We start from the raw sequence: 24,328 nt of genomic DNA on the forward strand, positions 1-24,328 counted from the left end.
CCTGGTAGCTCGTTATGTGATTGCCTGCTGTGCGGCCGATGCGGTGACAGTGGGATTTGTGGTGGAGGGAACGCCACCCTATCCGGACAACACGTCTAACCAAACACTTTTTGCAGTATGGAATCAGTTATACACTTTTCGCAAAATCCCTTTAATTGGACGCATAACTATTGAGTCAATAAAAATCACCCCGACCTCATCCAGGCGGGGTGATTTTCGCTGGTTATTTAAACTCCTCCGCATACTTCAAAATTCTTGCCAGTACCTCGTCCCGTTTGGCATTGATAGCCTCAAAATCCATGGCCGGGATGTAGTAGGTTTCCATGACGTCGTGTTCGGCCTTGGCGGCGGCAATGTAGCTGATGGCCCGGCAGAGGGCGGAGTGCAGTCGCTCGCCGGCGCACTTGATTTCTTTGTCGTAAACCGCCAGTACATTTGGGTCGAGATACTGGTTAAGGTCCTTAATTCTTACTTTCTTTAATCCCGGAATATACTGGATTTTAAAGTTGATACCCGGAATATCCTTCATGACAGCGGTTTTCATGGCAGGAATTACTACCAAATCCACCGCCGTGGGTTCAAAGGAGCAGTGATACACGTCCGTATCCAGGCCGTGCATATGCATGACCCTGGCAACGGTGCCCACCACTTCCGAGCCAAGGGCACTGGCATCGCTGGTAATGAAATACAGTTTTTTAACACCGTCTAACACGGTTTCCAGGAAGTGTGCCTGACCCTGGGGGGTAAAAGCGGTGGCAAACAGGTGTCTGTCCTTGGGTTTCAGGTCAAACTGGATCTCTGCGTCTTCAATGATATCCTCGGTAATGTCATGGATAACGCCATTGACGGAGGCCATGTTCATGGCCTCGGTATAGTAGCTGTCCAGCTCGTCTTTAATGACCCTGGCTTCGGCCAGCTGGCTGTAAGCGATTTTAAACAGGCGGCCCACCCGGGCATTGGATTTTAACACAGCTTCCTTGTTTTCCCTCATTTTTTCTTCGTCCCAGAAGTCGCCCAGGTGAATAATTTCGTCCACTGCCCCCGGGTTTTTAGGGTCCACCACGTGGGGGGCGGTGCCGTCCAGCAGGGCTACGCCGATGGAGGGAATGCAAACCCCGTCCAGGACCCGTTGTCCGATGAGCAGCAGTGGTACTCAACGTCATAGCCCAGATCAAGCATTTTCTCCCCGATGTACCTCATAAAGGTGGATTTACCAACGCCGGGGCCGCCTTTGATGACCAGGATACGGGTGGCGTCCGGATTGATGATATGGTCGTAATAGGAAAAAAAGCCGCGACTGGTATTTCCACCGGGAAAAACCTTTTTCAATTTGCCTTTACCCATAAATTTACCTCCCTTGTAAATTTTGGAAATTAGGTGCATCAAAAAAGCACCACGCATCAGGGGAGGCCTGAATCCAGGGTGGCGCTTAATGAGCAGAGTCACTGCGCTGTGACAATCTATTATATTTAATAAGTATTAATTACACAGGACATGTATGATATCTTTTCGGGGGGAAATTTATGGCAGCATCTTCAGGACAACCCCACATCCGCCCCCAGCACACCAATGACTTGACCTCCCCGGGAAACCGGCACCGAGACGGTGAGGCAGGGCTGTCTGGTGATGGCCGAGATATAAACCGGTGAAATGTAGATTTCACCGGCAGCCGCCCGCTGCCACCATTCTCTGACTCTGGCGTTGGCAAGGCCGGCGGCAGGCTGGGAAAAAAGGAAAGCGCCCTCAGAGTCATTGGACCAAATGGCTTCGATGTCGGGGTTGGTCTCTTTTAGTTGCAAAAGAATGTTTTCGTGCCGGGGCCTGTCCATCTGAATGATCCCAGAGTTCTGAGCAGCTTGGGTTAAAAGTGATTTTATTTGGTCAATTCGGGATAAAGCTTTTTTCTGTACCACATAGGACAGCTGACTGTTTTCAACTACCTTTTCCAAATCCGTGGCCAGGTTGGCCAACAGCATGCCAGTGCTTACCACCGATTCCAGATCCCGGTTGCGGGATTCCAGTACCGATGCCACCTGCTGCAGGCTACCATTCACATCACACAGGGTTTCCCGTGCTGTATTGTTCACTTTGTGCACAAAATCGAAGCTCCGGTTAAACACAGTCTGGATGTTGTATAACTGGGTGGCCGCTGCCCGGGAGGAATTTAAGCTGGCGTTAATGCTGCTGACCACCGTGGCTACATCCTGCTTGATTTGCTCCAGTACCTCGGAGGTTTGTTTCACCGCACCGGCCGTAAGATCCGACAGTTTGCCGATCTCCTGGGCCACCACACCGAATCCCCGCCCCTGTTCCCCGGCCCGGGCGGCCTCGATGGCCGCGTTGAGAGCCAACAGTTTGGTTTGTTGAGAAATTTCCCCGATATTTTGTGAAATAAACCGGACCTGTTCCACTGCTTCTTTTAATGTTGTAATTTGTTCATTTAATTGGCTGTTGCCGGATTGAATATCTTCAATAGTGTCATTGACGGACTGAATGGCCTGCACACTATCTTGAATGGCCCTCTCGCTCTCCAGGAAGTCCTTTTCCAATCGTTCACCGGCATTTTGCAAGGTCGTGGCGATGCCCCGGATTTGTTGAAAAGCCTGAAAGATATCTGTGGTGGAGCGAACAGAAATGTCCATCTGGTCGGAGGCCGCCCGTACCTGCTGGGACGTCAGTTGAATTTCCTGAGACAACAACCGGAGCCGGTTCATTAGCTGCCAAACCGCTTCACTTAATTTTGAACCGTCCTTACCGTCAGCGGGCCGGTCCACAGGAGGCAGTTCAACCCGCTGCCAGTCGGCCGCCGCCTGTTGAAGTTTACTCATGAACAAATGATACCGTTTCTTGCGGCATCGGTGTACAACAGCAAAGATCAGAGATGCCAGCGCAAAGCCAGACACAAATTCAATCACCGCCATCAACTCTCCCCCCAAACCAAAAAGCGCCCATCCCCTTCGCAGGAAACAGGCGCCTCTGCCTTTATTTTTTGATACCTCATTGTATCATTCTCCATTATATAACACGGCCCGCTTTACTTTGGATAGTTTGGCGAGAGATATACATAATACAATTTATTCCCGGCAGTCAGCCTATTTAATCACTACGTTGTATTCCCGGAGCCAGGCATTAACCTGGTACAGGTAGGCAAAGAGCTGGGGGCCGGTCATCAACTGGCCGAACCAGGGCCTGCTGAAATTGTCATCCTCAAACTCCGCCATGGACCGGACGGCTTCAACGTTAATTAACTGCAGCAGGGGCGAAGAAGGTTCGTTTAAAATATTCAGCAGCAGTTTCCGCACCGCAGACAGGTAGGTCGGGTTGTGGGTTTTGGGGTAAGGACTCTTGCGGCGTTCCAAGACATCCTCCGGCAGGCACCGGCCAGGGCCAGGCGTAGCAGACCCTTCTCCCGGCCGTTGAAATTTTTCATGGACCAGGTACGTTCCATACATATTCCACAATGCGGTGATCACAGAAGGGAACCCTGACCTCCAGACCGGTGGCCATGCTCATGCGGTCTTTGCGGTCCAGTAGGGTTTGCATAAACCAAACCATATTCAGGTAAAACATCTCCCGCCTTCTGGCTTCCGCAGGGTCCTCACCGGGCAATCCGGGGACCTCCTCCAGGGTTTCCCGGTAGCGGGTGGCTGCATAATCCTCGGGTCTGATTGCATGAGCCAGTTCCGGGGAAAGCAGCATGGTTCTTTCACGGGTGGACTGGGACCAGGGGAAGGTGTTGGCATTTAAGTCCTCTTCCCGGTGGAACCAGGGATAGCCGCCGAAGACCTCGTCGGCGCACTCGCCGGACAGGGCCACGGTGGCTCCTTTTTAATCTCCTTGCAGAACAGGTACAGAGAGGAATCCACATCGGCCATGCCGGGTAGGTCCCGGGCCAGCATGGCAATTTTTAAAGACTCCACCAGTTTGGGTGTATCAACGAAAATATAATGGTGGTGAGAGCCCAGGAATTCGGACATGCGCTTCACCCAGGGGGCATCGGAATTCGGTTGGAAAATACTGGCCTTAAAATAACGGTCGTTATCCACGTAGTCCACCGAGTAAGTATGGAGGGGTCCCAGGCCCTGCTTCTTATAAGCCTGGCGGCAAAGGTTGAAAGGCGCTGGAGTCCAATCCGCCGGACAAAAAGGTGCAAACCGGTACGTCCGCCACCAGCTGCCTGGAGATGGAGTCCTCCAACAGTTCCCGCACCTTGTTGATGGTGGTGCAGAGGTCATCTTCATGGGGGCGGCTGACCAAGCCCCAGTAGTGGTGGATGCGGAGGGTGTCATCCTTAAAGGTCAGGGAATAACCGGGCCGCAATTCATGGACATCCTTAAAGACCCCGTGCCCGGGGGTGCGGGCGGGACCCAGGGCAAAGATTTCCGCCAGACCGTCGGCAGCCACTTCGGGTTTTACCAGGGGGTGGGCCAGCAGCGCCTTTAACTCGCTGCCAAAGATGAAAGCATTGCCCCGCCGGGCGTAAAACAGGGGTTTTACGCCCATGCGTCCCGGGCCATGAACAGGCTTTGGTCCGCCTCGCTCCAGATACCAAAGGCAAAGATGCCGTTAAATTTCTCTACGCATTTGGCGCCCCACTCAATATAGGAAGTCAGTAACACTTCGGTATCCGAATGACCCCGGAAGGTGTAGCCCCGGTATGCCAGTTCCTGTCGCAGTTCCGGGGTATTGTACAGCTCACCGTTATAGACAATCACATAGGTCCTATCTCCCTGGGTACGGACCATGGGCTGGGCGCCTCCCTCGGGGTCAACCACCGTAAGGCGTCTGTGGCCCAGGGCCGCCCGGTTAGAATACCAGTATCCCTCGGCATCAGGCCCGCGATTGGTAAGAGTGGCGGTCATGTTTTCCAAAATGGCACGGTCCCGGGGCTGTTGAATCTCGCGGTCTATCCATCCTGTAATACCACACATACGCTGTCATCCTCCTTTGAAAAAAGGTCTACTGTGATAAACAAAAATAAACGCCACCCGTTAAAGTAAAAGTCTTTAACCAAGTGGCGCCATTGCCCTGGTGTCACGCTACGGTGACGGTTTCATTTCTCTTAATTTCATTGTACGCTGACGGGGATAAAAGTGTCATTAAAAATGGGGAGACAATTTATGGCACCAAGCCGTAATGCATGAAAAGTTTGAAAAAGAAATGCGTTCTAGACTTTCCTTGTTAATGGCATTACAATTATTATTCAATAGAGTTTTTGGGGTGTGAACTATGTTTGGAAGGCGCGTCCTGCTGGCAGATCCGGATCCGGAGTTCAGGAAAAAACTGAAAGATTTGCTCCAACAGCAAGGCTACCTGGTGGTGGCCGAAACGGAGGATGGCAGAAGCACCCTGCAGGCTGCCTTTCAGAACCAACCCGATATCATTATTATGGAAGGAAAAATACCGGGTTCCAGAGGGTTGGAGGTGGCCAGGATTATTGAGGAGCACCGGCTGGCGCCGGTGGTTTTGGTGACTTCTCATTCCCACCGGGAACTCATTGAAGAAGCCAAGTTTTCCGCGGTGCTGGGTTATTTGACCAAACCCATTGATGACGCAAACCTCATGCCGGCCCTGGAAATGGCCCTGGCCACCTTCAAGCGGCTGAACAAAATGGAACAGGAAAATCGTAAGCTGAAAAAAATGTTGGAAGAAAAGAAGCTGGTGGACCAGGCCAAGCGGCTGCTCATTGAGAAAAAGGGGATGAGTGAACAGGCGGCTTACCGCCATATGCAGAAATTGAGTATGGACCACAGCAGCTCTCTGACCAAAGTGGCCCAACGGATTATTACGTCACTCTCCTGAGATTATTGAGTCGTATAGAAATGTATACAATATAATTACTGTCAGTTTATTGACTGATAAACATGAAAAAAGGTATATTAATTTTCAGGTAAATATTTTTCCGGGGCAAAGGCGTCCCAACTGGATCTTTAGGGAAAACTAAGGGTCTAGTTGGGACGCCTTTATTTTTTACACCACGAGGCCAGCGAGGAGGGTTACGATGCAGCCTGTTACCGCTCAGGATGATGGAAAAGGCCCAGGAATACCATGTTGAAATTGAAAGATACTCACCATTACTAAGCAGTTAAAGGTTTAACCTTTTAAGAAAATAACTAAAAATTAGGAGGTAATTCGTAATGACATTCAGCAATGGCACCAATGCCAGCACCGCAACCCTGACTAAACTGCGCACCCCCGAAAGCTACTGCCCCTTCAGCGGCATGTGCACCACCTGTTTGGACGGCTGCCCCGGCTTCTGTGAAATCGGTAAGTCCGCCATCCGGGGCAAAGAAGTTCTTTACCCCCAGCCCTTTGGCAAAACCACTTCCGCGTCCCAGAAGGATTACCCCATTGATTACTCCCATTTCAATATCATGGGAACCGCCGTCGGGCCCATGGTATTGAAGCAAATCCCGATAAAGCCATTTTCCCGGCTGTCAACCTGGACACATACCTGGGCGCCAATAAAGACCTCAAGCTGATCACCCCCATCGTGGTGGCTGCCATGGGCTCCACCAACGTGGCCGCAGACAACTGGGATCATCTGGCAGCGGGCTGCGCCATATCTGGCGCCGGTATCGCCATCGGTGAGAACGTCTGCGCCATGGACCCCAATGTGGAAATCAAAAACGGCCGTGTGGTTCATTCCCCCAATTTAGCCAAAAGGGTGAAGGACTTCCAGGAGTGGTCCCAGGGTGCCGGCTTTATCGCCGTGCAGGCCAACGTGGAAGACACCCAACTGGGCGTACAGGAATATGCCCTGGAAAAACTGGGCGTTGACGCGGTGGAAATTAAGTGGGGCCAGGGCGCCAAGGACATCGGCGGCGAAGTAAAGCTGAACACCCTGGAGCGGGCCCTTCAATTAAAGGGTCGTGGCTACATTGTGCTGCCCAACCCCGAAGACCCGAAAGCACAGGAAGCCTATAAGGCCGGTGCCTTTAAAGAGTTCGAGCGCCATTCCCGCATCGGTATGGTCTCCGAAGAGGGTTTTGTCAAGCGGGTGGAAGAACTGCGTGCTGCCGGGGCCAAATACATCTTCCTGAAGACCGGTGCCTACCGTCCCGCCGACCTGGCCCGAGCCGTGAAATTTGCCTCCCTGGCCAAGATTGACCTGCTGACTGTTGACGGCGCCGGCGGCGGCACCGGCATGAGCCCCTGGCGGATGATGAATGAATGGGGTGTGCCCACTGTTTATATCCAGTCCCTGCTGACCCAGTACTGTGACAAGCTGGCTGCCAGAGGCGAGTATGTGCCCCCCATCGCCATTGCCGGCGGTTTTACCCTGGAAGATCATATGTTTAAAGGCTTTGCATGAGCGCTCCTTATGTTAAATGCATCGGTATGGCCCGCTCCGCCCTTACCGCAGCCATGGTGGGCAAGAACATCGGCGAATTGTTAAAGAGCGGCAAGGTGCCCAATGAGTACAAGAAGTACGGCGAAACCCTGGAACAAGTCTTCATTAACACCTCCGTGCTGAAAGACAAACTGGGCGACCGTTTCGATGCTCTGCCGGTAGGAGCCATCGGCGTTTACACCTACTTTGAACGTCTGTCTCAGGGCCTCCGCCAGTTTATGTGCGGCGCCCGCAAGTTCAGCCTGGAGTACATCACCCGTGAAGACCTGGTGGCCTTAACACCCGAAGCAGCCAGGTAAGTGGCATCAAATACATTATGGAAGCAGATGCCGATGAAGTGGAGAAAATCCTGGGCTAGTTAACAAGGATATATTGTATACTTCTTAAAGCCTATTGACTAGTTAATGAAGGTACCCTATAATACAACTATAGTTGAATAACAGGGATACAACGCTGTATCCTATCATGGCAACGTTGCCAGACAGGTATTGTACCTGTCTGGGCTTTTTGCATTTCGGAGGGATTCCAGTGGCCAATCCACGAATAATTATCATCGATTCGGATGAAGCATGGTGCAAACATTTAAAGACCATGTTGGGTAAGCTGGGCTATCTGGTTGTGGGGGATGCCTCCGACGGCCCCGGTGCGTTGAAGTTAGTGCGTACCCGTCACCCGGATTTGCTGATCATCCAGGACCATTTGCCTGGCCTCAGCGGTCTGGAAGTAGCCCGCATTATGTATGAAGATAAGCTAGGGCCAGTGATCATAACCACCGATTACATGCAGCAGGATTTAGTTGAAAAGGCGCGGGAAGCAAGGGTGTTCAGCATTCTTCTTAAGCCGGTTGAAGAACATGATCTAATGCCTGCGGTGGAACTGGCCATGGGCAACTACCAGGAAATCATTAAACTGGAAAAGCAGGTCAAAGAACTGAGAGATACCCTGGAAACCAGGAAGCTGGTGGAAAAAGCCAAGGGGATCTTGATGAGAACCATGAGATTGAGCGAAGATGAAGCCTTTAAACGCATCCAAAAGCAGAGCATGAACAAGCGCATCTCCATGCGGGCGGTGGCCGAAGCAGTCATTTTAGCCCATAATATCAATCAGGACTAATGGAAGGGACAACTGAATCATAACCGGTACAATGATGTCCGTTAGGCAATGGCGCCTTTTATGAGGGAGTTTTCTATTCCTTTTTATAAAAGGCGTTTTATTTTAAAAAAACATCCAAACTAATCAATAGAAAGGTGGATAATTATGGACGCTGCTGTTAAAAAGGAAGTTTTAGAAAAAGCCAGGGAGATGGGAGTAAAGTTTGTCCGCTTGCAGTTCACCGACATTTTCGGGGTACTGAAAAACGTGGCCATCACCGTAGAACAACTGGAAAAGGCCCTGGACGGCGAATTAATGTTTGATGGTTCTTCCATTCACGGTTTCACCCGCATTGAAGAATCAGACATGTACCTCCGTCCGGACCCGGACACCTTTGTGGTATTTCCCTGGAGACCCCGTGAAGGCGCAGTTGCCCGTCTTATCTGTGATGTTTACAATCCCGACGGCACTCCCTTTGAGGGCAGCCCCCGCTACGCTCTGAAAAAAGTTTTAGCCGAAGCCAAGGAAATGGGCTACACCATGAATGTAGGTCCCGAGTGTGAATTCTTCCTCTTCCATGTAGACAAAGACGGCAATCCCACCACCCATACCCACGACCAGGCCGGCTACTTCGATATGACTCCCATTGATATGGGTGAGAACGCCCGTCGCTTTATGGTACTCACATTAGAGGAAATGGGTTTTGAAATTGAAGCCTCCCACCACGAAGTGGCTCCCGGTCAACACGAAATTGACTTTAAATATTCCGATGCTCTGGATGTAGCCGATAAAATTATGACCTTTAAGTTTGTGGTTCGTACCATCGCCCAGCGGCATGGCCTGCATGCCACCTTTATGCCCAAACCCATCTTTGGCATCAACGGTTCCGGCATGCACATGAACCAGTCTCTGTTTACCCTGGACGGCGAGAATGCCTTCTACGATCCCAGCACCCCGGATCAACTGAGTGAAACAGCCAAATATTACATCGGTGGTCTGATCAAGCACGCCCGGGCCTTTGCCGCTCTGACCAACTCCAGCGTAAACTCCTACAAGCGCCTGGTGCCCGGTTATGAAGCACCTTGCTATGTGGCCTGGTCCTTGCGGAACCGCAGCTCCCTGATTCGTATCCCCGCCAAGCGCGGTATGTCCACCCGTGTGGAACTGCGCAACCCGGATCCGGCCTGCAACCCCTACCTGGCCATTGCCGCTGCATTAAAGGCCGGTTTAGATGGTATCAAGAACAAGATTGCGCCTCCGGGACCTTCCGAGCGCAACATTTACCACATGAATGCGGAAGAAAGGGCAGCGGAAGGTATTGCCAGTCTGCCTGGCAGCCTGCATGAGGCCATTGCGGAACTTCAGGCGAACCCGGTTATCTCTTCTGTTCTCGGCGACCACATCCTGAACCGTTTCGTGGAAGGTAAAATGGAAGAGTGGGATGAGTTCAGAACCACTGTACACGATTGGGAAATTAAGAAATACCTGACCCTGTACTAGAATTTAAAGTGCAATAGCATACTCAGAAGGCAAACTTTACCCTGGCCAGGGTAGGGTTTGCCTTTTCTTGCTGTTTTTTAAAAGTATACATAATTCATCCGTTTAAAGTATGGATTTTTGTTGAGAATTTGCTATACTATTATTACAACTCCACGGAAAGCACAAGGGCGTGCTTACTTTATTTGGGCAATGGGGCCTGCAGCGGGTGTGCATTTTTTGACGACCTGTGTGTAGGTTTTTTTGTTTTCTGTGATATAATACTTCTTGTAGATTCAAGCAGAAAGAAAGGTGTGTTATTGTGGCCAAACTGACTAACGACGATGTTAGGCAATTATGTAAGGAACTCCATGTGAAGTTTATCCGACTGCAGTTCACCGACATCTTCGGGGTGTTGAAAAATGTCGCCATTACCGTTGAACAACTGGATAAAGCCCTGGAAGGAGAGCTGATGTTTGACGGTTCTTCTATCGAAGGGTTTGTGCGGATTGAAGAATCGGACATGTATCTTCGCCCGGACCCCAGTACCTTTGTGGTATTCCCCTGGAAACCCCGGGATGGTGCGGTAGCCCGTCTGATTTGTGATATCTACAATCCCGACGGCACACCTTTTATTGGTGACCCCCGCTATGCCCTGCGCCGGGCCATTGCCGAGGCGGAACAAATGGGCTACACCATGAACGTAGGCCCCGAGGCGGAATTCTTCCTGTTCCATGTGGACAGCGAGGGACGCCCCACCACCAAAACCCACGATCGGGCCGGTTACTTTGATATGACTCCCATCGACCTGGGTGAAGATGCCCGTAGAGATATGGTTCTAAACCTGGAACAGATGGGATTTGAAATAGAAGCTTCTCACCACGAAGTGGCTCCGGGACAGCATGAGATTGACTTTAAATATTCCGACGCCCTGGATGTGGCTGATAAAATCGTGACCTTTAAGTTGGCCGTTCGGACCATTGCCCAGCGTCATGGTCTGCATGCCACCTTTATGCCCAAACCGGTCTTTGGTATGGCAGGTTCCGGCATGCACCTGAACCAGTCCCTGATTACCAAGGAGGGCAAAAACGCCTTTTATGATCCCAATGCTCCCATTGGCATGAGTGAGGTGAGCATGAATTATATTGCAGGGTTGATGAACCATATCCAGGCCATTTCTGCCATTATCAACCCCACCGTAAACTCTTACAAGCGCCTGGTGTCCGGTTATGAAGCTCCGGTCTATGTGCCTGGTCTTCCCGGAACCGCAGTCCTTTGATCCGGATTCCGGCCAAGCGCGGCATGTCCACCCGGATTGAACTGCGCAGCCCCGACCCGTCCTGCAACCCCTACCTGGCTCTGGCGGTCTGCCTGAGGGCCGGTCTGGACGGCATTAAGAAGAAGATGGTGCCGCCGCCGCCCTGCGACAGAAACATCTACGAAATGACCCTGGCCGAGCGTCAGGAACTGGGCATCGGCAGCCTGCCGGAGAACCTGGCCGAAGCGTTAAAGGCGCTGGCGGCCGATGAAGTGATCAAAGAAGCCCTTGGTCCCCATATTTTTGAACGGTATATGGAAGCGAAAACCATTGAATGGGACCGCTATCGCATGCAAGTAAGTCCCTGGGAACTGGAAGAATATCTGACAAAATTCTAATACCCCTCCATTGATATAGAAGTGAAGGTTTTGCCCGGGTAGCGCTGCTTTTTAAAAGGGTTTGCCTTAACCCGGGCTATTTTTGTCTCTGTATATAAACAGAATATTCAAAATATTTTACTGTCTAACTAACTGGAAAAGGTAGGTGTTTACACAATGAGTCTTTCCGGATTGCCCCCAAAACAAGGTCTGTATGACCCGAGGTTTGAGCATGATGCCTGCGGTATTGGTTTTGTAGCTAACATTAAAGGGAAAAAATCAAATGAAATTTTACATCAGGCTCTGACCGTCCTGGTGAATCTTGATCACCGCGGAGGTCAGGGCGCCGAAACCAATACAGGTGACGGTGCGGGAATTCTTATGCAGATACCGCACATTTTCTTTGAAAAAGAATGTGCAAAATTAAATATTCAGCTGCCTCCTGCCGGCAAATACGGGGTTGGTATGCTTTTTTTGCCCAATGACGCAGATCAACGTGAAAGTTGCCGGCGCATACTGGAGCAGGCCATTCAAGAAGAAGGTCAAACCTTGCTTGGCTGGAGAGAAGTCCCCGTAGACGATTCTATGATCGGCGAAACCGCCAAGCTGGCTCAACCGGCCATGTTTCAAGTTTTTATTGCGGCTAGCCCGGGAATTAAAGACAGCCTGGACTTTGAGCGTAAGCTTTATGTCATCAGAAAACGCGCCAGGAAGGAGGCGCACCGTTCCCTGCTAAAAGAAGGGGAGACCTTCTACTTTGCCAGCCTGTCTTCCAGGACCATCGTATATAAGGGAATGCTCACCCCTGAGCAGTTAGACCGGTTCTACCTTGATTTAAAGGACCCGGATATAGAAATTGCCCTTGCCCTGGTGCATTCACGGTTTTCCACCAATACTTTTCCCAGTTGGGAACGTGCCCACCCCTACCGGTATTTAATCCACAACGGTGAAATTAACACCCTGCGCGGTAATGTTAACTGGATGCATGCCCGCCAGGCCATGTGCCAATCCGAACTGTTTGGCGACGATATTAAAAAGATTCTGCCGGTGATTGACCCGGAAGGCAGTGACTCTTTGATGTTTGACAACTGCCTGGAGTTTCTTTTCCTGGCCGGACGTTCACTGCCCCATGCGGCGATGATGATGATTCCGGAACCGTGGTCCCATCATGAAAGCATGAGTGATGATAAGAAAGCCTTTTATGAGTACCACAGCTGCTTGATGGAGCCATGGGACGGTCCCGCCGCCATTGCCTTTACCGACGGTAGAATCATCGGTGCGGTATTGGACCGCAACGGTTTGCGACCTTCCCGTTATTATGTAACCAAGGATGACATGATTATCCTGGCCTCCGAAGTGGGCGTGCTGGATATAGAACCGGAGAACGTTGCCTATAAGGAACGTCTCAAACCGGGAAGAATGCTGCTGGTGGACACCGAAGAGGGCCGCATTGTGACTGACGAAGAACTGAAGCAGCGTATCGTCTCCGAGCATCCCTACCGCCAGTGGATCGATGAATATATGGTGAACCTGGAAGACCTGCCGGAAGCATCGGATGTCCCGCAACCTTCCTGTGAAAACAGCACCCAGCGGCAGCAGGCCTTTGGTTATACCCATGAGGACCTGGTAAAAATCCTGGAACCCATGGCCAAAAACGGCGTTGACCCGGTGGGTGCCATGGGCAATGACGCCTCCCTGGCCGTCTTGTCGGAAAAGCCACAGCTTTTGTATAACTATTTTAAACAGCTGTTTGCCCAGGTGACCAATCCTCCATTGACGCCATCCGGGAAGAGATTATCACCGCCACGGAAACAACCATCGGTTCGGAAAAGAACCTCATTCAACCGGAGCCGGACAGCTGCCGTAGAATTCGCATCAAGACCCCTATTTTAAGCAATGAAGACCTGGCTAAACTTCGCTGCATCAACAAAGAAGGTTTTAAAGCCGTGACCCTACCCATCCTGTACAACGTTTCGCATGGCAGTCAGGGACTGGAAAAGGCTTTGAATGACCTCTTTCAGGCAGCGGACCTTGCCATCGCCGGCGGCGCCAACCTGTTGATTTTGTCAGATCGAGGCATGAATCAGGAAAATGCCGCCATACCCGCCCTCCTGGCGGTATCCGGCCTCCATCACCACCTGATCCGGGAAGGGACCCGCACCAGGGTCAGCCTGTTGTTGGAATCCGGGGAACCGAGGGAAGTACACCATTTTGCTGTTTTGCTGGGATATGGCGCCAGCGCCATCAATCCATACCTGGCCATAGAAACCCTGGCCAACATGATTCAACAGGGCTACATTTGCGAACTGAACCCGAAGGATGCCATCAAGAACTACATCAAGGCGGCTACCAAGGGTGTTGTTAAGGTCATGTCCAAGATGGGCATTTCAACCATTCAAAGTTACTGCGGCGCCCAGATTTTTGAGGCCGTTGGTATACACCAGTCCGTTGTTGACAAGTACTTTACCTGGACGCCCTCCCGCATCGGCGGCATTGACCTGGCTGCCATTGCCCGGGAAGCGGAACTTCGTCACCGGCGGGCCTATGCCGGTCATGATAATACCCTTGATTCGGGTTCCGCTTACCAGTGGCGGCATGACGGGGAAGACCACATGTATAACCCGCAAAGCATTTACTATTTGCAGCAGGCCTGCCGCAACGGTGACTATGGCATATTTAAAGAATACTCAACCTTGCTGGATAAAGAAGCACAAAAAAGCTGCACCATACGGGGGCTGTTTACCTTTAAGCCCAACCGGCAGCCCGTACCCATCGATGAGGTGGAATCCGTAGAATCCATCTGCCGCCGGTTCAAATCCGGGGCCATGTCTTACGGTTCCATCAGCAAGGAAGCCCATGAATGCCTGGCCATTGCCATGAACCGCATCGGCGGCAAGAGTAATACCGGTGAAGGCGGGGAAGACCCAGCTCGTTTTGTTCCCGATCCAAACGGGGACTCCAGGCGCAGTGCCATCAAGCAGGTGGCCTCCGGCAGATTCGGTGTTACCAGCAACTACCTGGTAAATGCGGATGAAATTCAAATTAAGATGGCCCAGGGAGCCAAGCCCGGTGAAGGCGGTCAGTTGCCCGGCGGCAAAGTTTACCCCTGGGTTGCGGAGGTACGGGGTACCACAGCCGGTGTAGGTCTGATCTCTCCACCGCCGCACCACGATATTTATTCCATTGAAGACCTGGCTGAATTGATTCACGATCTTAAGAATGCCAACCCGAGGGCCAGAATTAACGTCAAGCTGGTTTCCGAGGTGGGCGTGGGCACCATTGCTGCCGGGGTCGCCAAGGGCCGGGCCGATGTTGTGCTGATCAGCGGTTACGACGGTGGTACCGGCGCGTCCCCGCGGACCAGTATAAGGCATGCCGGGCTGCCCTGGGAACTGGGTTTGGCAGAAACCCATCAAACCCTGGTGCTGAACAAACTGCGCGACAGAATTATCGTAGAGACCGACGGCAAGCTGATGACCGGGCGGGATGTGGTCATCGCCACGCTGCTGGGCGCCGAAGAATACGGATTTGCCACCGCTCCCCTGGTTGCCATGGGCTGCGTCATGATGCGGGTTTGCAACCTGGATACCTGCCCGGTGGGCGTCGCCACCCAGAACCCGGAACTGCGTAAGAATTTCACCGGCAAACCCGAGCATGTGGTGAATCTCATGCGGTTTATCGCCCAGGAAATGAGAGAGATGATGGCCCAACTGGGCTTCCGTACCATCAATGAAATGGTAGGCAGAACCGACGTCCTGGAAGTCAGTGACGCCGTTAACCACTGGAAGAGAAAAGGACTGGATCTTTCCACCCTGCTTTACCAGCCGGATGTACCTGAAACCGTGGGAAGATACTGCCGGGTTGCCCAGGACCACAGGCTGGAGCAGTCCCTTGACATGCAGCAACTCCTGAAGATATGCCAGCCTGCCCTGGAGCAGGGAGAACCTGTGCAAGCCAGGCTGCCCATTCGCAATATTAACCGGGTGGTAGGCACCATTCTGGGGAGTGAGGTCACCAGGCGTTACGGAGCCGCAGGCCTGCCGGAGAGCACCATTCAATTAACCTTTGAAGGAACTGCCGGGCAGAGCTTCGGGGCCTTTGTTCCCAAGGGAATAACCCTGACCCTGGAAGGCGATGCCAACGACTATATCGGAAAAGGACTTTCCGGTGGCAAGATCATTGTTTACCCGCCGGCCCAATCCACCTTTGTACCTGAGGAAAATATCATTATCGGCAACGTAGCTTTTTACGGTGCAACATCCGGGGAAGCTATATCCGCGGTGTGGCCGGTGAGAGATTCTGCGTCAGAAACAGCGGTGTCCGGGCAGTGGTGGAAGGTGTAGGCGATCACGGCTGTGAATATATGACCGGCGGGCGGGTGGTCGTGCTCGGTTCAACCGGCAGGAACTTTGCAGCAGGTATGTCCGGTGGTATTGCCTATGTGCTGGACGAAGACGGAATGTTCCCCAATCGCTGCAACATGGAAATGGTTCTTCTCGAAAAGCTGGAAGATGCTGAGGAAATTAAAGAGGTTAAAGGCCTGATTGAGCAGCACTTAAACCATACCCAAAGCGAAGTGGCTCGCAGGATACTGGACCATTGGGAGACCCTGCTGCCGAAGTTCGTGCGGGTAATTCCCAAGGACTATAAACGCATGATGGAAGCCCTGGCACGTGCTTACGAGATGGGCTTAAGCGGTGAAGAGGCCGTTCTGGCTGCCTTCGAAGAGAACAAAAAGGATAAATCCCGGGTCAGTGGCAATTAACCGGGCAAAATTGGTTGGGGGGGTACGTCATGGGTAAACCTACCGGATTTATGGAATATAATCGGGAACTCGCCGCGCATCGTGAGCCCCTGGAGCGGGTGAACGACTGGCAGGAGTTTTACAGTCGATTGCCGGAAGAAAAACTTAAAATACAGGCAGCGCGCTGCATGGACTGCGGCACACCCTTTTGTCACAGCGGCATGATCATCAACGGGATGGCTTCAGGCTGTCCCAACCATAATGTGCCTTCGGAGTGGAACGACCTGGTGTACCGGGGCTTGTGGAAAGAAGCATTTAACCGGCTCGTGAAGACAAATAACTTTCCGGAGTTCACCGGCCGGGTTTGCCCGGCGCTGTGCGAGGGCGCTTGTACCGGGGGGCTTGTGGGTTCTCCGGTGACCGTCAAAAGCCTGGAGTGCGCCATTATTGACAAAGCCTTTGAAGAGGGCTGGGTGGTACCGCAGCCCCCGGCTAAACGCACAGGCAAAAAGGTTGCTGTGGTGGGCTCAGGTCCTGCGGGATTGGCCTGCGCGGCCCAACTGAACAAAGCCGGCCACTGGGTCACGGTTTTTGAGCGGGCGGACCGCATCGGCGGGCTGCTGATGTACGGCATACCCAACATGAAGCTTGACAAGCGAATTGTTCAAAGACGGGTTGACCTGATGGCCGCAGAGGGCGTTACCTTTGTCACCAATACCGAAGTGGGGCGGGATTATCCTGCTGATCAACTGCTGAAGGAATTTGACGCTGTGGTTCTCTGCGGGGGCGCCACAAAACCGCGTGACCTGCCGGTGGAAGGGCGCAGTCTCAAGGGCATTCACCTTGCTGTGGAATTCCTCGGCGCCAATACCAAAAGCCTGCTGGACTCCAACCACGGGGACGGGAATTTTATTTCCGCCGCAGGGAAAGATGTTATCGTAATCGGTGGCGGCGACACCGGCACAGACTGCGTTGGCACGGCTTTGCGCCACAAGTGCAGAAGTGTTGTCCAGCTTGAGATTATGCCCCAGCTTCCTTTGCAACGGGGTCCCAATAATCCCTGGCCCCAGTACCCGAGAATACACAAAGTTGATTACGGCCAGCAAGAGGCCGCAGCCCTTTATGGAGAGGACCCGCGGCAGTATTGCATCATGACCAAAAGGTTTGTTGGCGACGACCGGGGGTACGTCAAAGAAGTGCATACCGTTAACGTTGAATGGATCAAGAGTGATCAGGGACGCTTTATGCCCAGGGAAGTTTCCGGAACCGAAAAGGTTTGGCCCGCCCAACTGGTACTTTTGGCCATGGGATTTACCGGCCCCGAGGATACCCTGCTTGACCGTCTGGGTGTGGAACGGGATGCCTGCACCAACGCCAAGGCTGAATACGGCAAGTTTGCCACCAATGTGAAGGGGGTATTTACTGCCGGGGATATGCGCCGGGGTCAAAGTCTGGTTGTCTGGGCCATCAATGAAGGACGCGGAGCGGCACGGGAGTGCGACCGTTACTTGCTGGGTTTCACAAACCTTTGATAATAATGCTATAGTTTTCAACAAACGCTCCCTTAAATAAGGGAGCGTTATACTTTATCCAGCCTCAGGAAGGTTTTGCGGCCATTAAGTCGAAGTACAAGAGCAGAGGTTGCATTCCTATGTTTTGTTAAGAAGATTAACGGATAAATTATCTTCATAAAACGAGGTTTTACGCTTTTTTCCCGCCTCCAACCTCTTACATCCCACTTCTCAAAAGGAGGGTTTTTTCTTGAGTTATCAAGTGGTTGTAATCGGCGGTGGTCCCGGTGGTTATGTGGCGGCCATCCGGGCGGCCCAAATGGGAGCCAAAGTAGCCCTGGTGGAAAAGGACGAGGTGGGGGGGGACCTGCCTCAACTGGGGCTGCATTCCAACAAAAGCCCTGGTGGCCGGCGCGGAGACCCTGCATAAAGTCCGCCGGGCCGAAGAGTTTGGCATCCGGCTATGATTGGGTCGCTGTGTATCTTGCCCGCAACATTCAGCCAGGCGGGTGCCGTAGAAATGCCTTCGGGCAATGTCCTGGTTGCAGCAAAAGGCGGTCACGGATCAGGCTCCGGGTCGGGTTCAGGCTCCAAAACATCGGGAGGTTCGGTCTCCAACTCGCCCGGTTCAGGCCCCGGCTCGTCTGATTCTCGCTCCAACGCAAGCCCGGCTTCCGGTAAGCACAATCCTTCCCAAGACCAAACGCAGACCACTGAACGGCTGGAAACCAGGCAAAGCGCCCCGGATAAGGTTAACGGCCGGCAGGCAAACCGTGTCATGGAAAATGCCCTGGGAACTTTAAAACAAATCCGGGAGCAGACTATGGACCAGGCCCGGATGGGGGAAAAATGGCAGGAACTGCGGGGGCAAATCAACCAGATCAAGGAACAGCGCAAACTGCGGCAGGTAACCGGGGAAGAGGCTAAAATCATGCTCCGCAACTGCCTTGAACTGGCCAAGGAGCGGCAAAACCTCGAAGAGCAGGAAAACCTCCTCAAAGATCTGATAATTACATAGGGAACTCAGTTGACGACAGGGTACAGTAGGATCAATAATTTTTGAAAGCCGCATAGTACATATTTTGGGTTTTGCTTACATTCCGTCAAACAGAGATATCTGTTTAACATCCGAAGCCCTGAATACGGCTTTTTCAAGTCTTTCATCATTTTGGACAACGTTAACGTCCCGGATAATTTCCTCAAACTTTAAATATTCGTTGCTGCCAATGGCGCTGGTTCTTACCTTGAGCATATAGATCAGGTTAAAGCAGTTCATGATGGAGTTCTGCTTGAGGTCCGACAAGCATATGAGCTGGGTACGGTGTTTTCTGGCAATCTCAAACAGCGGGTTTAAAAGGTGCTCCGAAGATATCGGCCCAAAGGGGTTGTCCATCACCAGTACCCGGGTATCGGTATCGGCATCCGCTCCCGCCGCCTCCATGGCCCGGGCCCTGGTATATGTCATAAGGGCGGAAAGCACGGAAAAGAAGACAACGAACTTCTCACCGCCGGAATTCTCGCGCACAGCATCCTCCCAGAGCTTCAAGCGGCTGTTCTGCATATTCAAGTCAATCTTGAACACGCTGACCGGAATATAAGGATTGCCCAGAAACACATTAAGCAGTTCGCGGCTGGACATCAGCCTGGCGACAGTTTTTCCCACTTCATCCTCTCTTTTTCCTGTCTGGTTTTTTCTCTTACCTTCAAGATGCATTCTTCGATGTAATCTTTCATCCTTTGCATGGCCGCATCCTGGTTGTCCAGCTGCAGATCTATTTTCAGCATCTGCACCGGCCTGGTTCTACCCTGGAGGCGTATCCTGGAATTGTCGGAGATCCACTGGATTTCCTCATAAAACCTCCTGCCATGCAGAAAACTCTGCTGCACCATATCCTTTTTGTTCCGCTCCAGATTGGCAAGCTGGACCTCGTACAGCGCAATCAACTCGTTAAGTTTGTCCGCATGCAGGCTCATACGCTCATAGAGATAATAAAACTCGTCAAATTCCATTCCGGCCTTATCCCAGAGGTGATCAAGTCCTTTAAAAATATTATCGATGTTGGAATTTTTATCACGGTAATCCGCCTTAAGCCCGGCATATTTGTTTCTGAGCCTGTTTGCAGCCGCGCTGTTTTCACTTTTGATTTTGCCAAAGGCCTGACTCAGTCCGGCGGCCTGGGCAGTAACATCCTGCCCGGGGATAAAACCTTTTTCCGGCTCAGTTGCGCCCGGATCTATCAGTTGCTCTATTTTTTCCCGTATTTTGTCATATCCGCGGATTTGTTCGGAAATCTTTTTATTATTTGCCTCCAGCTCATTAACACGCCGGCGCGCCTCTTGCGCCGTTCCCCAAAATCACCCTTGATTTCCTCCGGGGGAAGAGGATCCCCGGCGCCAAGCCTTTTTACTTCATGAAGGGCATTTTTAAAGGCACTGTCTGCCGCCCCCTCTTCCTTGGCCGCATCCTTTTCCTCCTGCCGCCGTTTCTTCAGCAGTCTTTCCAGAGAGATAATTTCCTCAGCAATCCTCTCTGCGGCCGGTTCATCATAAACCACGCCGGTATACTCTTCTTCCTTCAAGCCAAGTTTGTCAAGCTCCTTCTGCTTTCTAACACAATCCGGCGCCAACTCCTTTTTGCGTTTTTCCAGCAGCCCGATTTCCCCGCTGTATTCCTCTTTTAAAGCCTTCAGCCTTTCCTCCAGTTCTGCGATACATCCTTCTAGCGTTTCCGCTTCCGGAGCATCTTTATAGATGCTGTACTGCGCCTGGGCTTCCTGCTGCTCTTTTTCTCTCTGCCAAACCTGCCGCTCGATCCCGCCGATATCTCCCTGCAAGCTTTCCCGGCTGTTTGTCAGCTTGGCCTTCCGGGTTTCCAAATCCGCAATACTCTTCAAGACGTCAGACAGTCTCCCCCGACAGTCCTGATAATCCTTCTCCTTTTCGATAAAGAGGGCAAAAAGCTCCACGGCTTCCCCGGCTTTTTGCAGATCACCCTGCAATTTCTTGATCTGTTGTTCCAGTTCCCCTTCCCTTTTTTCAAGTCTCCTCTTCTCTTCTTCCAGGGTGGAGATCTTGCTTTCCATTTCCAATAAATGCTTTTCAGATTCATTTCTCTTTTTCCCCAGCCCGTACCGGTAATCCGCCGCATAATCAAACCTGGCGCAAACCGCCCGGTCGGACACCGCCGCCCTGTGGGCGTCCGTGAAATGGCCATGCTGCTCCAAAGCCGCGTCTCTCTTTTGCTCCAGCTCCGTCACCAGCTTTACCAGGCCCTCGCTTTCAAACATCCTGCCCTCATACAGGCAGGCAAAAGCTATCCCCTCCCGGGTATGGGCCACCCGTCCGCCGCCCGGCACCGTTGTGCCCAGGTCCTCGTAGGCAATGAGGGGGATTACCCGTCGCATGGTCAGGCTGCTCACCGCGCCGGCCACCCGGTCCATATCCGCCCTGGACATGATGAAGGCATAGGGCAGGACCGGATTGCCCTCAAGCACTGTCCGGCGGATCTCCGGCGGCAGGCCGCGCAGGTATGCTTCACCCGTATCATACTGGATGTCCAGGCCGGCCAATAAGGAGGCCAATTCCTCAGAGGTGTGCAGCCGCCCGTTTTTAAGCGCATGGAGCGACTCCGCAGCTTCGTCACGGACCCGGGCAGCCTCCTCCAGACTGGCTTCCAGGTCTTTCACCTTTTGCCCGAAGGCAGAGTTGAGGCGTTCCCGGTCAAACCTGAGATCAAAATCAAAGCCGTATTTGTCCAGGATAAACTTTATTTCCTGCTCCTTTTGTTCATATTCACGGATATCCCGGTCAATTCCATTTAAGGCCGTTTTCTCATCAGAGAAAGCAGCCTGGAGTTCTTTCTTCTCATTGTCAATACCCTGCCGGCGCGCCGCTCCGGCGGTCTTCTCGTCCTCCAGCATTTCGATCTTCTTGCTCAGCTCATCCCGGGTATTTTCCAGCGCAGCCCTGGTCTTCCGTATCTCTGCGGCATCCATTTCCCCCAGGAGATTTCTCCCCAGCTGATGCCCAGCTTCCGCTGAACTTCCTTTTCATCTTTTTCAAAATTTTTCTTCCGTTCTTCCAGCCTTCCCTTTTCAGCATCGAGACTGCTTTTTTCCCTGTCGGCAGCTCGCAAATCTTCCCCGGCCTGCCTCATCAGCTTTTCCTTTTCCGTCTTTTCTTCATGCAGGCGAGTAAGATCGGCGGCAATTGTCTCCAGGGTTTCCTCAAATAATATCTTCAGGGAATATTCCAGGCTGCGCACCCGGCCGTCAGTATCATACTGCTCCTTTGCAGCCGACAGCTTCTCCTCAATACCCGAAAGTTCCGACCTCATCCGGCGGATTTCCTCTGCCAGGCGGGCTGCCTGCATTATTTTCTCGCGTACTTTGGCCTCTTGCAGGGCCGTTTCCGTTTCACTGCTCATGGTCTCGGCAGTTTTAAGCCTTTTCAAGGCCTCCTGGTGCTCCGACTGCCTCAACCAATAATCATTTGACCGCTCCTCCAGCTGTACCCGCTGCTCCTCGGCTTTACAGGCCTCTATCTCCAGCTGGTTTTTCTCATATTTTCCCTGCAGCGACCCTGTTTCGGAGGTTAAATAGCCGTACAGCGCGGAAAGCTGCCCGGCCAGTTTTTTCTGCCCGTCAAGTCCTTGCAACAGCCCGGCCAGAGCATCAACCTGTTCCCTGAAGGTCCCCAGGAAGCCGTCCAGAAGCTGTTTTTCCAGGATGAACCGTTCGTTCTCCACAACCTCCTGCACCAGGCTTTCCAGCATTTCCTCCAGGCGGCGCGCTTCAGACCTGTTCCTGAACATGGCCTTCTCCACAGTCTTGATGATCCAGTCATTCAACAACTGGCCGGAGTTTTTATACTTCTGAAAGATTTCCTCCAGGCCGCCCTCACTGTCATTGATCTTGGCGATGACATTCCGCCACTCATCCTGGGCTATCCCAAATTCAGCCAGATACTTCCCATAGCGGTCCCCGTCGTCCTCGGGAAAATACCCAAAGACAAAGGGGTCTTTTCTTTCCTTATCGGACATCATCTCCCTGGCTTCCCGGAACGGCATCACTTCCAGGACACCACCGTTCCGGTTCACGAAAGGGATATGGGCGATATCGAAGGCATTGGCGCCGGTATATTTCGAGGTAAAGGTAAAATATCTGATCCGGTTCTTCTCTTCCTCCACCCCCGGCGCTTCCGCGGACACAATCCCGATCCCCGTCAGCAGGTACCCGCCGGCCCCGTCAAGCTTCCACTCAATCATAACGTAGGCCGGCAACTTTTCTTGCGAAAAAAACCCGCTATGTTGCGGCCCTGGATCCGGACGCCAGGTACCACCGGCTGGAGAAAAAGCTGGACCAGCACGCTTTTACCGCCGCCGTTGGCCAGGTTCAAAAGAGCATTCTCCCCGCCGTGAAAATTAAAGGTTTCATCAAGTATGTGCCGGGAATCATTGTTGTAAGAAAAATTCACAATCCTGATCCGGTTAATCCTGGGCATTCACCCCAGCCCCTCCTTCAAATAACCCTCTTAATTCAACTACCCTGCTGTCGTTGAGATAATAATTCAGCATCAGGTCGTCCAGTTTCCTGGTGGTGCGAATTTCCCGGTCGTCATCCACAATCCTGAGCAAATTCTCCCGCTCCAGCAACCGGCAGGCGATCAGGATGGTGCCTGCCTTGGTCTTGCGGCCTTTTTCCTCGAAATCCTGCTTGCTTTCCCAAAGTTCCGCCACCCTGATAAAATTGATGGCGTACCTTTCCTCCAGCACAGTTGCCTGGTCGCTGTTTTCAAAGGCCATGGCAAAGCGCCTGTCCAACTCCTCGATCAATTTGCTGATTCTTAAAAACTCCCGCTGCTTGGGATTCCGGTTGCGGCTGCCGTAGAACAGGTAAAAATGAACATGGAGATATAGCAGAGCAAATAGGCATCAACAAGTCTGGCATCGGAGGCCACCCATTCTCTAAAATCTTTGGTGGTAAAGCCCAGCAAGCTGTTTCCGCTGTCCGGGACCAGGTATAATGTATTGGACGCTTCCACGATCCTGAAGTCCATCTCGTCCTCAAATTCCGCCAGAATTGACCGGACCTCGGTGTTGCGAAACTCCAGAAAAAGGTCTCCGTCAGTCTCCCTGTCGATCTGCCCCTTGTCCATCAATTTCTTAAATATCCTTACCGCAGTGTTTAAATGGCTCATCCAAAGCTCACCTCGATCATAAAATCACTGATGGCTATGCGCCTGCTGAATAGTACGTCCCCCTGACGAAATAAGACTTCCTCCTCAAATACGCTTTCATCCGGCTTTCTGATTTCTATTCTCTTCACCCCATACAAATCAGGACGGTCCTTTTCAATGCAGTACAGGCAAAAGCCGACATCCAGCTCTCCGGTGGCGTTGGCCACCACCTCATCGTGCTGCGCCTGCCATGCCTTGATATCAATGACGTTCAGATCATAAAGCTTCAGCATCGATCTGAAAACCAGATCATCAGCGACTATCAGGTTAAAAATATCC

12 protein-coding genes and 7 pseudogenes are annotated in these 24,328 nt (G+C 52.2%); 9 read left to right on the plus strand and 10 right to left on the minus strand.

The features are described from left to right. Positions 1–223: 223 nt before the first annotated feature. From P378_RS13760 to asnB, 3 genes and pseudogenes are all read right to left on the minus strand, one after another. Positions 224–1,344 (minus strand): annotated as a pseudogene (locus P378_RS13760) (PRK06851 family protein). A gap of 191 nt (positions 1,345–1,535) precedes the next feature. Next, complete coding sequence (locus P378_RS13765; RefSeq protein WP_099083646.1) at positions 1,536–2,921, minus strand: methyl-accepting chemotaxis protein; 1,386 nt, start codon at positions 2,919–2,921, stop codon at positions 1,536–1,538. Positions 2,922–3,092: 171 nt separating this feature from the next. Further along, positions 3,093–4,931 (minus strand): annotated as a pseudogene (asnB, locus tag P378_RS13770) (asparagine synthase (glutamine-hydrolyzing)). Between the two features lie 298 nt (positions 4,932–5,229). Here asnB and P378_RS13775 point away from each other — a divergent pair. The 9 genes and pseudogenes from P378_RS13775 (at position 5,230) to P378_RS19745 (ending at position 18,830) form a co-directional block, all read left to right on the plus strand. Then, a complete protein-coding gene (locus P378_RS13775; protein ID WP_099083647.1) occupies positions 5,230–5,802 on the plus strand; it encodes an ANTAR domain-containing response regulator in 573 nt (190 codons plus the stop codon). Between the two features lie 335 nt (positions 5,803–6,137). Continuing rightward, positions 6,138–7,712: pseudogene (locus P378_RS13780) on the plus strand (FMN-binding glutamate synthase family protein). 170 nt (positions 7,713–7,882) lie between these two features. Continuing rightward, entirely contained in the window at positions 7,883–8,467 is a 585-nt protein-coding gene (locus P378_RS13785) for an ANTAR domain-containing response regulator (protein ID WP_099083648.1), read from the plus strand. 144 nt (positions 8,468–8,611) lie between these two features. After that, the gene (gene glnA, locus P378_RS13790) at positions 8,612–9,946 is read left to right on the plus strand and encodes a type I glutamate--ammonia ligase (RefSeq protein ID WP_099083649.1); all 1,335 of its coding nucleotides are present in this window, start codon (positions 8,612–8,614) and stop codon (positions 9,944–9,946) included. Positions 9,947–10,244: 298 nt separating this feature from the next. After that, positions 10,245–11,578 (plus strand): annotated as a pseudogene (gene glnA, locus P378_RS13795) (type I glutamate--ammonia ligase). A gap of 156 nt (positions 11,579–11,734) precedes the next feature. After that, a pseudogene (gltB, locus tag P378_RS13800) lies at positions 11,735–16,322 on the plus strand (glutamate synthase large subunit). Positions 16,323–16,351: 29 nt separating this feature from the next. Then, entirely contained in the window at positions 16,352–17,833 is a 1,482-nt protein-coding gene (locus P378_RS13805; RefSeq protein ID WP_099083650.1) for a glutamate synthase subunit beta, read from the plus strand. A gap of 229 nt (positions 17,834–18,062) precedes the next feature. Further along, a pseudogene (locus P378_RS13810) lies at positions 18,063–18,276 on the plus strand (FAD-dependent oxidoreductase); the annotation flags it as partial. 20 nt (positions 18,277–18,296) lie between these two features. Continuing rightward, positions 18,297–18,830, plus strand: coding sequence for a hypothetical protein (locus tag P378_RS19745; protein ID WP_180261108.1), 534 nt, complete (start codon positions 18,297–18,299; stop codon positions 18,828–18,830). Positions 18,831–18,905: 75 nt separating this feature from the next. Here P378_RS19745 and P378_RS13820 read toward each other — a convergent pair whose 3' ends face one another. The 7 genes and pseudogenes from P378_RS13820 to P378_RS13855 form a co-directional block, all read right to left on the minus strand. Then, positions 18,906–19,475: a hypothetical protein gene (locus P378_RS13820; RefSeq protein ID WP_143338493.1), complete on the minus strand. Its 570-nt coding sequence runs from the start codon at positions 19,473–19,475 to the stop codon at positions 18,906–18,908. Further along, a complete protein-coding gene (locus tag P378_RS13825; RefSeq protein WP_099083653.1) occupies positions 19,451–19,822 on the minus strand; it encodes a hypothetical protein in 372 nt (123 codons plus the stop codon). Before P378_RS13825 ends, P378_RS13820 begins: the two co-directional genes overlap by 25 nt. 236 nt (positions 19,823–20,058) lie before the next feature. Beyond that, positions 20,059–21,807 (minus strand): coiled-coil domain-containing protein, encoded by a 1,749-nt coding sequence (locus P378_RS13830; protein ID WP_099083654.1) that lies wholly within the window; start codon positions 21,805–21,807, stop codon positions 20,059–20,061. Next, a complete protein-coding gene (locus tag P378_RS13835; RefSeq protein WP_099083655.1) occupies positions 21,747–23,078 on the minus strand; it encodes a hypothetical protein in 1,332 nt (443 codons plus the stop codon). Before P378_RS13835 ends, P378_RS13830 begins: the two co-directional genes overlap by 61 nt. After that, positions 23,075–23,314 carry a P-loop NTPase family protein gene (locus P378_RS13840; protein ID WP_099083656.1) on the minus strand — a complete coding sequence of 80 codons (240 nt, stop codon included), beginning with the start codon at positions 23,312–23,314 and terminating at the stop codon, positions 23,075–23,077. Before P378_RS13840 ends, P378_RS13835 begins: the two co-directional genes overlap by 4 nt. Continuing rightward, positions 23,301–24,010 (minus strand): annotated as a pseudogene (locus tag P378_RS24280) (DUF6063 family protein). The gene P378_RS13840 and the pseudogene P378_RS24280 overlap by 14 nt, the downstream one beginning before the upstream one ends. Beyond that, positions 24,007–24,282: a hypothetical protein gene (locus tag P378_RS13855; protein ID WP_099083659.1), complete on the minus strand. Its 276-nt coding sequence runs from the start codon at positions 24,280–24,282 to the stop codon at positions 24,007–24,009. Before P378_RS13855 ends, P378_RS24280 begins: the two are co-directional and overlap by 4 nt. Positions 24,283–24,328 lie beyond the last annotated feature (46 nt).

Source organism: Desulforamulus profundi, from assembly GCF_002607855.1.

What these genes read in the sequence shown, in the direction of transcription:
- P378_RS13765 (WP_099083646.1), bottom strand. Translation starts at nt 2,921, where the DNA reads ATGGCGGTGATTGAATTTGTGTCTGGCTTTGCGCTGGCATCTCTGATC.
- P378_RS13775 (WP_099083647.1), top strand. Translation starts at nt 5,230, where the DNA reads ATGTTTGGAAGGCGCGTCCTGCTGGCAGATCCGGATCCGGAGTTCAGG.
- glnA (WP_099083649.1), top strand. Translation starts at nt 8,612, where the DNA reads ATGGACGCTGCTGTTAAAAAGGAAGTTTTAGAAAAAGCCAGGGAGATG.
- P378_RS13805 (WP_099083650.1), top strand. Translation starts at nt 16,352, where the DNA reads ATGGGTAAACCTACCGGATTTATGGAATATAATCGGGAACTCGCCGCG.
- P378_RS13825 (WP_099083653.1), bottom strand. Translation starts at nt 19,822, where the DNA reads ATGGAATTTGACGAGTTTTATTATCTCTATGAGCGTATGAGCCTGCAT.
- P378_RS13830 (WP_099083654.1), bottom strand. Translation starts at nt 21,807, where the DNA reads ATGGATGCCGCAGAGATACGGAAGACCAGGGCTGCGCTGGAAAATACC.
- P378_RS13835 (WP_099083655.1), bottom strand. Translation starts at nt 23,078, where the DNA reads ATGATTGAGTGGAAGCTTGACGGGGCCGGCGGGTACCTGCTGACGGGG.
- P378_RS13840 (WP_099083656.1), bottom strand. Translation starts at nt 23,314, where the DNA reads ATGCCCAGGATTAACCGGATCAGGATTGTGAATTTTTCTTACAACAAT.
- P378_RS13855 (WP_099083659.1), bottom strand. Translation starts at nt 24,282, where the DNA reads ATGCTGAAGCTTTATGATCTGAACGTCATTGATATCAAGGCATGGCAG.